Consider the following 12,971-nt stretch of genomic DNA (forward strand, 5'->3'; position numbering starts at 1 on the left):
TAACGCTGACGAGAGCTGCTATGAACCAGAGCCGAATGCCGCAAATTTCCGGGCGCACCCTGGGCCTCGATCCCGGCGTTGCATTTGGCCTCGCAGTCGCGATCGTTTTTTTCATTCTTAGCGGGCTTGTGGCTTATTTCAATCTTCAGGCCTTGCGCGAAGGTAATGAACGCGTTGTGCAAACGCACGTCGCCATTGTTACGCTGGATGAGCTGTTGTCGCTTGTTCAAGATGCCGAGACTGGCCAGCGTGGTTTCCTGCTCACCAACAAGGAGACATATCTGGCGCCGTACAACACGGCGCTTCAGGCCATACCGAAGAAACTCGATGAGATCGGCCAGCGGACCGCCGGCAATTCGGGTCAGGGCCAAAGGCTGGTCACGCTCCGACAACATGTCGAAGCCAAGCTCGCAGAACTCGCCGAAACCAACGAGCTTCGGCGCACCCAAGGTCTGGATGCGGCACTTGCTATCGTTAATTCCGACCGCGGCAAAATTGAAATGGATGGGATCCGCTCACAGATCGCGGCCATATCGGCCGGGGAGGGCGAAGTCCGCCGCCAGCGGCTAGCCGAGATGGCGAGCGCTCAGAAGACGGCCTTCCTCAGCACATTATTCTCAGGGATTCTTGGCATTGCCCTGACCGCCACGATCGGCTTTTTGATCCGCAGGGCGACCTTGGCTCGCCGACGCGACGAATGGCTGCAAAACGGCCAGGTCGGATTGACCTCGGCCATGATGGGAGACCAACCTGTTGAGCAACTCGGCAACAGCATTCTCGACTATCTGGCGCTCTATGTAGGTGCCGTTGCCGGCGCCGTCTTCACCGGCGGTGGCGGTCAATTTCAGCGCGCCTCTGTCTACGGCGTTCCCGACGAGGCAAGCGTGCCGAACGCCTTCAAGTCGCGCGAAGGGCTGCTCGGTCAGGCAGTAGCGGAAGCCAGATTCATGGTGGTCGGCGAGGTGCCGGATGGATACCTGGCTTTCGGCTCCGCGCTCGGCAAGGACAAGCCGAAGCATCTGGTCATTTTTCCAGGCAGCGTCGACGGCATCGTTAATTCGGTTATCGAGCTCGGCTTCCTGCAGCCGGTAGACGAGCGCGTCCTCGCGCTTCTTGACCGCGCTTCCGAAGCGGTCGCCATTGCCGTGCGGTCGGCCAACTATAGGGGCGAACTGCAAAACCTCCTCGAAGAGACCCAACGACAGTCCGAGGAGTTGCAGACCCAGTCCGAGGAGCTCCGGGTCTCGAACGAGGAGCTGGAGGAGCAGAGCCGCGCCCTGAAAGAATCGCAGGCTCGCCTTGAGCAGCAGCAGGTCGAGCTCGAACAGACCAATGCCCAGCTCGAGGAACAGGCCCAGCAGCTGGAGGGACAGCGCGACGATCTCGAACGCGCCAACGCGGAAGTGCAAACCAAGGCGCGCGAGGTGGAACAGGCGAGCCAGTACAAGTCGGACTTCCTCGCCAACATGTCCCACGAGTTGCGCACGCCACTCAACTCCTCGCTGATTCTTGCCAAGCTGCTCGCTGACAATCCGGACGACAACCTCACGGAAGAGCAGGTCAAATTCGCCAAGACAATTCAGTCGTCGGGCAACGATCTTTTGAACCTCATCAACGACATTCTCGATCTGTCGAAAATCGAGGCTGGCCACGAGGAGATCCGCCCCGAGACGCTCTCGGTCGAGCGCCTGGCCAACAGTCTCCGGCAGGTCTTCGAGCCTCTCGCAATGGACAAAAAGCTCGACTTTGCCATCGACATTGCTGCGGATGCCCCTGCGACGATCGAGACGGATGCGCAGCGGCTCGAACAGGTGCTCAAGAACCTGCTCTCCAATGCGATCAAGTTCACCGAAGCTGGACAAGTCCGGCTCTCGATTCGTACCGCCGGCGACGGCAATGTAGCGTTTGCCGTGTCTGACACCGGCATCGGCATCGCCAAAGAGCAGCAGCGCAGTGTCTTCGAAGCCTTCCACCAGGCCGATAGTACCATCAGCCGCCGGTATGGTGGCACCGGGCTTGGCCTATCGATCTCGCGACAGCTGGTGCGTCTCCTCGGTGGTACGATCGGGTTGGAGAGCGAGCCGGGGCGTGGCAGCACATTCACTATTACAATTCCCCAAAACTACAGTTCCGCAAATGTCGCGCCCCGAGAGCCGCTGGCGGGCGTGCCGGTGGCCTTGAGCCTTCAGCAGCCGGAGGCCCCTCGGCCCGCAGCGCCATCAAGTCCGTCGCGCAAGGTCGACGACGATCGCGATGCGCTGACGGACGCCAAGCGCATTTTGCTGGTCATCGAGGACGACGACACCTTTGCCGCGATCGTGCGCGACGTATCGCGTGACATGGGCTTCCAGTCCATCGTGGCCGGGACGGCCGAAGAGGCATTGAGGCTCGCCAAGCAATACTTGCCAAGCGCTATCGTGCTCGATGTCGGCCTGCCGGACCAGTCCGGCCTCGCGGTCCTCGACCGGCTCAAGCATGACGTCAAGACCCGTCATATCCCCATTCACGTGGTGTCGGCGACCGATCAGGTCGAAACCGCCTATTCCCTCGGCGCAGTCGGCTTCGCAACCAAGCCCGTGACACGCGAACAGTTGACACAGGTTCTGCAAAAGCTCGAAACCAAGCTGTCACAACGTGTGCATCGCGTCTTGATCGTCGAGGACGATCCAGTCCAGCGCGAGGCTGTGGCTAAACTTCTGAAGGCGGGAGACGTCGAAACACAAACTGCCGGCACAGCCGCCGAATGCCTCGACCTTTTGAAGGATCAGACCTTCGACTGCATGGTGCTGGACCTGTCCCTGCCAGATGCTTCGGGCTACTCGCTGCTAGAGACGCTGAGCCAGGAGAGCGCCTATGCCTTCCCGCCGGTCATCGTCTACACGGGCCGGGAACTATCGGCGCACGACGAGCAGAGGCTGCGGCGCTACTCCAAATCGATCATCATCAAGGGCGCCAAGTCCCCCGAACGCCTGCTCGATGAGGTAAGCCTGTTCCTCCACCAGGTCATCGCCGAGCTACCGGCGGAACAGCAGAAAATGATCCGCAGGGCCCGTAACCGAGATGCCCTGCTCGAAGGGCGCCGGATACTCGTGGTCGAGGACGACGTGCGCAATGTCTACGCGCTCACCAATATCCTCGAACCACGTGGCGCCATCGTCGATATTGCCCGGAACGGCCGTGAGGCCATCGAAGCACTGCAGAAAGAATCCGGTGCACCGATCGAGCTGGTGCTGATGGACGTCATGATGCCGGTTATGGACGGGCTCGCCGCTACCCGCGAGATCCGTAAGAACCCGGCTTGGAAGAAACTGCCGATCATCACGCTCACCGCCAAGGCCATGCCGGACGATCAACAGCGCTGCATCGAGGCCGGCGCCAACGATTACATGGCCAAGCCACTCGACGTGGAGAAGCTGCTGTCGCTGGTTCGCGTCTGGATGCCCAAATGACAGAAGTCACCGTGCCAGAGAAGATTGAGGACATCGAGATCCGGCTCCTGCTTGAGGCCCTGTTCCTCAAGTACCACTACGATTTCCGCAACTATGCGATGGCGTCGATCAAGCGCAGGCTTAAACAAGCGCGCCAGCAACTGGGCTTTGCGACCTTCTCCGCGCTGCAGGAGAGCCTGTTGCACGATCCCGCGCTGTTGCCGCGGCTCCTGCGCTACCTGACCGTGCAGGTCAGCGAGATGTTTCGCGATCCCAGCTACTTCAAGGCAACGCGTGAGAAGGTGGTGCCGCACCTGCGGACCTATCCTTCACTCAAGGTCTGGATCGCCGGCTGCAGCACCGGCGAGGAACTCTACTCGCTCGTCATTCTGTTCCGCGAAGAAGGGCTCGAAGACCGCACGATATTTTACGCTACGGACATCAATCATGAGGCGCTGCAGGCTGCCGAGGCGGGCATTTTCGCCCTCGACCGGGTGGCGCTCTTTACCGAGAACCATCGGAAATCGGGCGGAAAATCCTCGCTTTCCGACTACTATCAGGCGGCCTATGGCCGCGTGTCCTTCGACAAATCGCTGCGTCGGAACGTCGTGTTTTCCGACCATAGCCTGGTCACGGACGCCGTATTCGCCGAAATGCATCTCATCTCCTGCCGCAACGTAATGATCTACTTCGATAGCGGCCTGCAGGACCATGCTCTCGGCTTGTTCAAGGATTCACTTGTTCGCAAAGGTTTCCTGGGGCTTGGCTCCAAGGAGAACCTGCGGTTTTCTCGCCACGCCAACGCTTTCGCCGACTTCGTGCGGGAGGAAAAAATCTACCAGAGGCGGGCCGAATAATGTCCGTTCAACCCGAAGCCATCGTCATCGGTGCGTCGGCGGGGGCGGTGGAAGCCCTTTCGGTCGTGCTGACGGCGCTCCCCGCCAGCTTTCGTTTGCCTGTCATCGTGGTCGTCCACGTACCGCCAGACAGGCGCAGCGTCATGGCCGAACTGTTCCAGGCCAAATGCGTGCTGCCGGTACAGGAGGCCGAGGATAAGCAGCCGATCGTCGGCGGCACGATCTATTTTGCCCCGCCGGACTATCATCTCCTCATCGAAGTCGACAGGTCTCTCTCGCTTTCGAGCGATGAGCCGGTTCTGTTTTCTCGCCCATCGATCGACGTGCTATTCGAGAGTGCTGCCGATGCCTATGGCCCCACGATGATCGCCATCGTACTGACCGGCGCCAATCACGACGGCGCTGCCGGACTGCGGGCCGTCGTCGACGCGGGCGGTAGGGGTCTCGTCCAGGACCCCGAAACCGCTTTTGCCGCTGCGATGCCCGAAGCCGCTATTCAAATGTGCCCAAGCGCCCGGGTTATGTCGCTTGAGGCAATCGCCCAATATCTGAAAGAGGTTTGACGCAAGCATGGAACCTGTCCCTTTTCTGCTGGTCGACGACCTTGAGGAAAACCTGCTGTCGCTGGAGGCGCTGTTACGGCGGGAAGACATTCTCCTGTTGAAGGCCCGGTCGGGCGACGAGGCTCTCGAGCTTCTGTTGGAGCATGACGTCGCGCTCGCACTTGTCGATGTTCAGATGCCTGGACTCAACGGTTTCGAACTCGCGGAGCTGATGCGTGGCAACGAACGAACACGTCGCATTCCGATTATTTTCGTTACGGCCGGCACCGGAGATAATCAGCGCCGGTTCCGCGGCTACGAGGCGGGGGCGGTCGATTTCATTCAGAAGCCGATCGAGCCGGACATCCTGCGCAGCAAGGTCGACGTCTTCTTTGAGCTCTATCGGCAGCGGCAGCATTTGGCAGCGCAGCGGGACGAGCTGGCGATGCAAGCTGACGCGCTAAAGGAGGCAGCGCGCCACAAGGACATCCTGCTGCAGGAGATCAACCACCGGATCAAAAATCTGTTCACCCTTGCGGCCGGGCTGATCTCCTTGAGCGCCCGTCCCGCCAAAAGCGTTGCCGAACTCGAGACAGACCTCAGGTCGCGCATGCACGCATTGGCGCGGGCACATGAACTGACCTTGCCTGACTTCTCGCGCAACAGTGATGGTGCACAGACCGCCACCACCGTAACTGCGTTGCTTAAGGCCATTGTTGCGCCGCACGATCATGACGCCGATTCACGCATTATGATCACCGGCACGGACGCTCCCTTGACGGGGCAGGCACTGACGTCCTTTGCGCTGCTCCTGCATGAGCTGACGACGAATGCCGCGAAATACGGCGCTCTATCTTCCCCGGCAGGGAAACTGACGGTCGATGTTTCTGCGGCCGACGAACAGCTTCATCTGACGTGGGATGAGCGCGGTGGCAGCGTCCTTTCTCCGGCCCCCGATCGGGCTGGTTTCGGCACGACGCTCGAAACCGCGGCGCTACGCGGTCTCGGCGGCACAATTACGCGCGACTGGCGGGCCGACGGGCTCACTTTGTCGCTGAGCGTGCCGCTGGCAAGTCTGGTTGTCTGAAGCCGAGTCGATCGCCGAACAAGGCGGCTAAAGAACGAGCGGCGGGACTTCGCGCCGATTTTTTGAGCCGCCAATCGTGCTCAGCCACGCTCTCTGCAGCGGCGCCGACGATACCCACGATGCTCCAGTTTGCTGGGCGATCACTGCTCGGTTCAGCGCGCTCTGATAAAGACCGAAGAATTTTTGTCGTCGAGGAACTCGCGGGCCTTTCAGACCTTATCCGGGAGAATTCCCGGCTGCCTACGAGGCCTTCTCGGACCGACATTTCGAATACAGCGTTCTGTAAACAGTCAATTGAAAGGAATTTTCATGACCCTGAAGGCCTTCGCTTTTAACAGCACGCTGAAGTCTTCCGCTTCTTCGGAGCCGTCCTCGACAGGCAGACTGCTGCAACTCATCGCGGAAGAGTTCAAAAAACACGGGGTTGAAATGGAGATCATCCGGCTGGCGGATCATGACATCAAACCGGGCGTGACATCGGATGAAGGCGAGGGTGACGCATGGCCAAAAAATCAGGGAGAAGGTTCTTGAGGCCGATATCCTGCTGATCGGCACACCGGTCTGGCTGGGACAGCCCTCGAGCGTCTGCAAGCGGGCCCTGGAACGGATGGATGCTTTTTTAGAGGAGACCGACGATTGGGGGAGGATGGTGTCGTATGGCAAAGTGGCGGCTGTCGCCATTGTTGGCAACGAAGATGGCGCTCACCATGTCTCGGCCGAGGTGTTTCAGGCCGTCAACGATGTCGGCTTCACAATTCCTGCCAATGCAGTGGCATATTGGGTCGGGGAAGCGATGGGCTCAACGAACTTCATTGATCTCGAAGAAATCCCGGAAGAAGTCGAGACAATGATCGCCATGCTCGCCCGCAACACCGCTCATCTCGCCGGAGTGATGAAACAGTCTCAGTATCCCGGCGAGGAAGAGTGACACATCGCCCCGCCCAATCCATGCATACCGAAGCGGAATTCTGAGTTTGAAAATTGAGCAATCGACGGAGGAAGCCATGACCCAGCTCAAGGATATTTATGGCGCGTCGAAACCGCCCGAGAAGGAAGATTGGGTCCTGATCGAGAAGGTTGACGGGAAGTTCGTTGCGGATGGATCGTTATCCGCGATCGACGGGCCCGCCTACTTCCAGCCGGAGCCATTTGATACGCTCGATGAAGCTGTCACCGCCTCGCTGGCTTGGGCCGAACTGAACGACATTCCATTCGTCTATGTGCGCGGCACCAAATAGTTGCGCGATGCCGCTGCTCTCTCCGCGAGCTTCGACAGCACAACAAAGACCACTTGTCGGCCCCATACTTTCGCATGAGGAAGATCAGACTCGGAACTTTAGCTCAGACCATTTGTTAGCTCCGAGTATCAATCTGCGAAAGGAGACCGAGACATGACAAAATCTATCTTAATTGCATTCTTCAGCCTGGCCTTGGCCAGCGCCGCTGTCGCTCAAAATTCGGGCAGTGGCAATACTTCCGGTGGTGCATCCGGCAACACCGGATCGTCGGACAGTTCTGGCGGCTCCAATTCCAACTCCAATAAATCGGGTGGGGCTTCGGGCAATACAGGAACGCCCGACTCATCTGGCACTGCAACCCCGAACACAGGCTCCGGCTCGTCGAGTGACAAGCCTGCCGGCAGTGGAGCTCTCGACTGCCCGGACTCCTCCGGGACTGCGTCAGGAACGCAATCCACGACCGGCCAGCCACCGAAGGATTGCCCGAAATAGGCGAGAAAGCAACGACACCCGTCGTTGAAAACATCGGCGGGTTTCGCTCATTCAGTGATGGGCTGGATCCCTACTGGTTCGATCAAGAAGACAGTTCTGCCAGTTGGGGTAGCGTAGAAAGCTTTGAATTCGTGCACTATGATTAGCAATGTATGCTCACGCCGTCGCTTAAGCGTTAAAAGCAGATTGTGATCAAGGTCGCTCCTGCCGAAAGAGTAGTATTGATCCGCCCAAAAACTCCTCCGCTGTATGATACGGCGCCACACGCTCATCATTGTGATTTCCAAGGCATGCATCGGGCTTAAGCAAATCTGTGGCCATACGCCAGGCGGCGCTCGGCGATCAATCCACGATCCCACGAACCAAAGCGCGTGGGGCAAGCCGGAAGGGGCTATGTTGAACGCGAAGTCGGAAGTTTTTGACTGGCTAACGGCACGCGTGTCTCGCAAAGCACTTTGACATACAACAAATGTTGACAAAGTGCATATGCACATATATGCTTCTCGTATGAGTGAAAGATCATCAATGGCTGCCTGCAACAGCTTCGCAACCCGGCAGGCTTCCAGGTACATAACCCGAATTTACGACCGTCACCTTTCAGCTGCTCAAGTGACCAACACCCAGTTCGGGATACTGGTGCTGCTCTCGGAAACCCCGGGCATGACGATGAGCGAACTTGCACTTGCGATGGTGATGGAACGAACCTCGCTGGTGCGCGCCATCAAGCCGATGGAAAGGGACGGCTGGTTGAAAACTGAACGGGCCGCACAGGAGAGCCGAAAGTTAGTGCTGTCGCTGACTGAGTCCGGACACAACAAGGTGCAGGCAGCTTTGCCCCTATGGCAAAAAGCCCAGCAGGAATTCGAGGCCCAGGTAGGGCCCGAAAAAGCCGCGCAATGGCGGCATGATTTTCTAGAGTTGACGCGCAACACCTAGGATCAGTCAGAATAACAAGTTTGCGCTTCGAAAAGTGTGTGTATGCACACAAAAAGTTTATGAGGAAAACATGACTAGGTATTTTAGAATCGCCACTGCCGCCAGTCTTCTGTACGGCATTACAGTTGCCAGTTCGCAGGCTCAGGCCGCCGAACCAAAGATCGCAACTGAAGGGCAGGGCATTTCCACGGTGTTCGGCGCAGATGCGTCCGCAGTCACCTATTGGGTTAAGCAGCCAGACGGCTGGCATGTGGTGACCACGGTCGGCACAAACGGTGCAGATAACACTTATACCGAAAGTCGCGCTGTCGCCCGGTTCTCCGCAGTGCTGTTGCCCGGTCAGTCCCAATCCATCTCAGTCCCCGCAGAATTAGGTAAGCCGCAGTCTACGCTGCTTATTCGCCGCGTGGCCGATCGCATTGAAGTAGAGACCAACTCGGACCTGGTAAATTAGGACGTGGCCGTTAGCTCCGAGCCATGCGAGAGAGGACGAAGTGGGGGGGCCATGCTGTTTGCGTATCCCATGGCCGCCCCAAGAGCGTAGTTCCATAATTGGTCTTATGCCGCAAAGGTGTGTAGTCGGGGCACATTCTATTTTCAATTGCGACACGTACAAAACCCTCTTTATTTTCAGGAGGATGGAATGCCCCGCAGTTTCACGCAATTGACGCTTGATGAACGCCGTATGGTTTCACAGATGCTACACGCCAAGGCACGATTGGCGCAGATCGCCTCGGTTCTTGGTCGCCACCGCTCCACGGTCCACCGCGAGATCAAACGCAACTGGTGGCACGACAAGGAAGTTCCGCAAGCGGATGGCTATTGGCACGTCACGGCACACAGTCTTTATGAACAGCGGCGGCGGTCATATCGCAAGCTGCATCAGCATCCGCAGCTGCGCCATGTCGTCATTGATCGTCTGAAGGCCGGATGGTCTCCGGAGCAGATCGCCGGCCGCTTGAAGAGAGAGCCTGATGTTCAACACCGGCTGTGCCACGAGACAATCTACCGGTACGTGTATTCTGAGGATGGGCAATCCCAGGAGCTTGCGCGTCACCTGCCCGAGCGTCGTCGCAAACGCAAGCCACGCTATGCACGAAGACCGAGAGGCCTTGTGTTTCCCGCCTTTATGGCCATTCGCCACCGTCCAGAACAGGTCAATGACCGTGGCCAGTTCGGGCATTGGGAGGGTGATCTGATGATCTTTCGCAAGGATTATGGCAACGGGAATATTGCGACACTGGTGGAACGCAAGAGCCGCTATACCATCCTGTTTCGCAACAATGACCGGCAATCGAAACCGATCATGGGGCGTCTGATCAATGAACTTTCTGCACTGCCGCATTCGGCAAGACAGAGCATCACCTTCGACCGCGGCTTCGAGTTCGTGTCCTGGCGCGATCTGGAGACCGGGATGGGGACGAAGGCATGGTTCTGCGATCCGCAAGCACCCTGGCAGAAAGGCTCGGTCGAGAACATGAACAAAAGAGTGAGACGCTACCTGCCGCGTGACACCGACCTCTTGTCCCTTCCCCATCAATCAGTGCGATCAATCTGCGAGCGTCTCAACACGACCCCGCGAAAGTGCCTCGACTACATGACCCCGACCGAAGTGTTCAGAGCGCAGCTTGTTGAAATAATATCGCTGCCGGAATAGCCTGCCCCACCCCGCCGTTGCATTTGAGATAGAACCCACAGGCAAAGTCAGAATGTCCTTCAACCACATTGCACGATTGGCCCGCGATGGTGATGTCGTCGCTGATTGCGCGCAGGCCCATCGTATATTTGACCTAGTGCGCTGCCCCATCCACGATAACGTGATCGTAGTTCATCGAACACTTCTCGATCCGGGCATATACCTTGTAGACCTCGCGCAGCATGGCGACCGAAACCACCTCGCCCGGTTTTCCTTGGAGATGGCGCACGTATCAACAAGGGCTCCATGATCGACGGCAGCCAAGTCGAGTTGTCTCCCGCATCTGCAATCATCGCATCTGGCATCACGTCGCCGGCTCGCCTCCGCATATTGGAAGTAAATGGTCAGGCGATGTACGTCATCCAGCCACCGAAAGGTCCACAAGTGATCGTTTCGGCTAAAACTGGCGAGGTCGTAGCAGGCATTTCCAGCGAAGCTGCCAAGTCGATTGCCCAGTCTTTTTCCGGAACTGCGGTCAAAACGGCGTCGAACCCGCTGAACTATGATCAATGGATGGTTCACCATCAGTACGATAGGTATCGCCCATTCTACAAAGTCTCGCTTGCCGATGAGGCGGGGACAGACCTCTACGTATCTCAACGCTCTGGCGAGGTAATGCAGCGTACGACAACCTTCGAGCGATCCTGGAACTATCTGGGATCTGTGCTTCACTGGATCTACCCAACGGTCCTGCGCCAAAACTGGGTAGCGTGGGACCGTACCGTTTGGTGGATGTCACTTGTTGGCATCAGCCTGACAATCGCGGGCATCTGGCTGGGTATCGTTCGCTCGTACAAAAGCGCCAAATTCAACCAAGGGGCAATTTCTCCCTACAGAGGTTGGATGAAGTGGCACCACGTCGGGGGGCTGGTCATGGCCACTTTTGTCTTCACGTGGATACTGAGCGGCTGGCTCTCAATGGATCATGGAAGGATCTTCTCGACCGGCGAAATGACCGACGCTCAAGCTGAGGCGTATGTCGGGTTGACGGTAGCCCAAGCGGCAGAATCGGTATCGCCTGACACAATCAGAGCCATTCTTCCTGCCAGCGAGGTGGAAGTATCTGCTGTGGCGGGTAAGCCATACCTGCTTGCCCGTGGGCCCGAGGCCGCTCCCCAGATCGCGGAAATTCGTGATGGTAAGGTGGCTGCCCAATCCAACGCCTTTCCCAATGACGTCATCTGGCAGGCCGCTTCCATGGCGTACCCTGGACAAACAGCGGAGCGACCAACCCCGATCCCAGCCGACGATGTCTATGCGAACCTTCGATCGAGCGATGGTGTGGGCGGAGACGGTCTGCGCATCATTCTAAACGACGCCGCCAATACAGCCGTATATGTCAATCCGGTGACCGGCCGCGTCATTGAGGTCATTGACGCCAGCCGACGAACCTATCGCTGGCTATTCTACGGTCTGACACCCTCGATTTTCCGTTCCTCTCCAACAACGCGATTTGGAAACCGCTAATGCTGACGCTTCTCGCTGGCGGGTTCGCTTTTAGCGTAACAGGCGTTTTGATCGGATGGAGACGCTTACGTCGCAAATTTGCCAGATAGAAAGACCTCCAAGCATGACGTGCGCCCTTCACGAGAATCCGTGCTCGATGCGTGAGTAGACGAGCAAAGTGAGCGTGTTGATCTGCGAGCCGACGAAGGGCGCCGTCAGCGCGAGCACGGCGAGAATTGCAAGGATCTTCGGCACGAAAGTCAGCGTGATCTCCTGGATCTGCGTCAGCGCCTGAAACAGCGCGATGCACACGCCAGCAAACATCGCGGCGCCGACGGCCGGTCCGGAGGCGACAATCACGGTCCAGATGGCCTGATTGACGATATCGAGGGCGTCGGCTTCGTTCATCGTCAGCTGACCACGATGCCGGCGGTGATCGGCAGCGTCGCGCCGCCCTTCAGTGTTGCGATCATGCCGTCATTGTAGATGCGCACGGATTCGACGACACCGCTGATCTTGCCATCGGCGCTGGTGACAGTCCGGCCGATGATGCCGTCGGCCTGCTGCAGCGATGAACTGGCCAGAAGCTGGTCGAGTTTCGTGTTGGTCTGCACCGCCTGTTCGACACTGGAGAACTGGGCAAGCTGCGTGACCTGCTGGGTTGCATCCATCGGCTGGGTCGGATCCTGGTTCTTCATTTGCGCGACCAGCAGCTTCAGGAAAGTCTGGTAGTCGACACCCGGACCGTTTGTCTTGCTGGTGTCGTTGTTCGTATTCGGCTGTTGTGTGCCGACGGGCGGAACAGTGGTCATGCGTGTGCCTCCGGCCTCACGGCCTTGTCCGTTTGAGATGGAATGACGGGCGGGGCTTCGCCTGCGAGTATCTGGGCTTCCAGGGTGTAAAGCAGCCGGATCGATTTCAGCGCCTCGAAGACACGGTCGTTGAAGACTAGCTCGTCGATGAGCTTGAGCTCCTTGAGCATCCGCTGATTTTCGAAGGTCGTCAGCAAGGAAGCCAGCATGCGTTTGAACGTGCGATGAGCCTCGTCCTTGATTGCAGGGTTGATCAGCATGATCTGCGCCGCAAAATAGAGCTGGCGCAGCGGCGTCGTGGTCTCATCGGCCTGCATGACGTGCGTTTCAAGCAGGAAACTCACGTCGTTCATGAATTCGAGCGAGACCTTGCGGTCGGCGCGCAGCACGGCGCCGTTGACATAGATCTTTTCACCGGCACGAAGCGAGATCTTCAT

General features: G+C 58.1%; 13 protein-coding genes and 2 pseudogenes. 11 read left to right on the forward strand and 4 right to left on the reverse strand.

The features are described from left to right. Positions 1-20 precede the first annotated feature (20 nt). The 10 genes and pseudogenes from BR48_RS0120705 to BR48_RS0120750 all read left to right on the forward strand — a co-directional run bounded on the left by BR48_RS0120705 (position 21) and on the right by BR48_RS0120750 (position 10,237). On the forward strand, positions 21-3,449 hold the full coding sequence (locus tag BR48_RS0120705; RefSeq protein WP_036815155.1) for a response regulator: 3,429 nt from the start codon (positions 21-23) through the stop codon (positions 3,447-3,449). Beyond that, positions 3,446-4,285 (forward strand): CheR family methyltransferase, encoded by an 840-nt coding sequence (locus BR48_RS0120710; RefSeq protein WP_027233059.1) that lies wholly within the window; start codon positions 3,446-3,448, stop codon positions 4,283-4,285. Before BR48_RS0120705 ends, BR48_RS0120710 begins: the two co-directional genes overlap by 4 nt. Next, the gene (locus BR48_RS0120715; protein ID WP_027233060.1) at positions 4,285-4,848 is read left to right on the forward strand and encodes a chemotaxis protein CheB; all 564 of its coding nucleotides are present in this window, start codon (positions 4,285-4,287) and stop codon (positions 4,846-4,848) included. The genes BR48_RS0120710 and BR48_RS0120715 overlap by 1 nt, the downstream gene beginning before the upstream one ends. Before the next feature lie 7 nt (positions 4,849-4,855). Continuing rightward, on the forward strand, positions 4,856-5,914 hold the full coding sequence (locus tag BR48_RS25150; RefSeq protein WP_036815158.1) for a response regulator: 1,059 nt from the start codon (positions 4,856-4,858) through the stop codon (positions 5,912-5,914). Between the two features lie 309 nt (positions 5,915-6,223). After that, positions 6,224-6,842, forward strand: a pseudogene (locus tag BR48_RS25155) (NAD(P)H-dependent oxidoreductase). 76 nt (positions 6,843-6,918) lie between these two features. Further along, positions 6,919-7,152 (forward strand): hypothetical protein, encoded by a 234-nt coding sequence (locus BR48_RS0120730; RefSeq protein ID WP_027233061.1) that lies wholly within the window; start codon positions 6,919-6,921, stop codon positions 7,150-7,152. A 153-nt stretch (positions 7,153-7,305) separates the two neighbouring features. Beyond that, positions 7,306-7,644: a hypothetical protein gene (locus BR48_RS26360; protein ID WP_155810945.1), complete on the forward strand. Its 339-nt coding sequence runs from the start codon at positions 7,306-7,308 to the stop codon at positions 7,642-7,644. A gap of 525 nt (positions 7,645-8,169) precedes the next feature. Continuing rightward, positions 8,170-8,580 carry a MarR family winged helix-turn-helix transcriptional regulator gene (locus BR48_RS0120740; protein ID WP_051615310.1) on the forward strand — a complete coding sequence of 137 codons (411 nt, stop codon included), beginning with the start codon at positions 8,170-8,172 and terminating at the stop codon, positions 8,578-8,580. Between the two features lie 70 nt (positions 8,581-8,650). Then, entirely contained in the window at positions 8,651-9,034 is a 384-nt protein-coding gene (locus BR48_RS25160) for a hypothetical protein (RefSeq protein ID WP_036815163.1), read from the forward strand. 189 nt (positions 9,035-9,223) lie between these two features. Then, entirely contained in the window at positions 9,224-10,237 is a 1,014-nt protein-coding gene (locus BR48_RS0120750; protein ID WP_027233064.1) for an IS30 family transposase, read from the forward strand. A gap of 133 nt (positions 10,238-10,370) precedes the next feature. On the opposite strand, the pseudogene BR48_RS26805 reads toward BR48_RS0120750, so the two are convergent. After that, a pseudogene (locus BR48_RS26805) lies at positions 10,371-10,490 on the reverse strand (ABC transporter ATP-binding protein); the annotation flags it as partial. A 32-nt stretch (positions 10,491-10,522) separates the two neighbouring features. On the opposite strand from BR48_RS26805, the gene BR48_RS25165 reads away from it, so the two are divergent. After that, positions 10,523-11,743, forward strand: a complete 1,221-nt coding sequence (locus tag BR48_RS25165) for a hypothetical protein (protein WP_051615312.1) — start codon at positions 10,523-10,525, stop codon at positions 11,741-11,743. Positions 11,744-11,860: 117 nt separating this feature from the next. Here BR48_RS25165 and BR48_RS0120765 read toward each other — a convergent pair whose 3' ends face one another. From BR48_RS0120765 to flbT, 3 genes are read right to left on the reverse strand one after another with little or no spacing between them, the layout of a single operon-like run. Beyond that, positions 11,861-12,130: a flagellar biosynthetic protein FliQ gene (locus BR48_RS0120765; protein ID WP_027233065.1), complete on the reverse strand. Its 270-nt coding sequence runs from the start codon at positions 12,128-12,130 to the stop codon at positions 11,861-11,863. A gap of 2 nt (positions 12,131-12,132) precedes the next feature. Next, positions 12,133-12,534: a flagellar hook assembly protein FlgD gene (flgD, locus tag BR48_RS0120770; RefSeq protein WP_027233066.1), complete on the reverse strand. Its 402-nt coding sequence runs from the start codon at positions 12,532-12,534 to the stop codon at positions 12,133-12,135. Then, a complete protein-coding gene (gene flbT / locus BR48_RS0120775) occupies positions 12,531-12,971 on the reverse strand; it encodes a flagellar biosynthesis repressor FlbT (protein ID WP_027233067.1) in 441 nt (146 codons plus the stop codon). Before flbT ends, flgD begins: the two co-directional genes overlap by 4 nt.

It is taken from the genome of Phyllobacterium sp. UNC302MFCol5.2 (assembly GCF_000686005.1).
GTDB classification, from domain to species: domain Bacteria; phylum Pseudomonadota; class Alphaproteobacteria; order Rhizobiales; family Rhizobiaceae; genus Phyllobacterium; species Phyllobacterium pellucidum.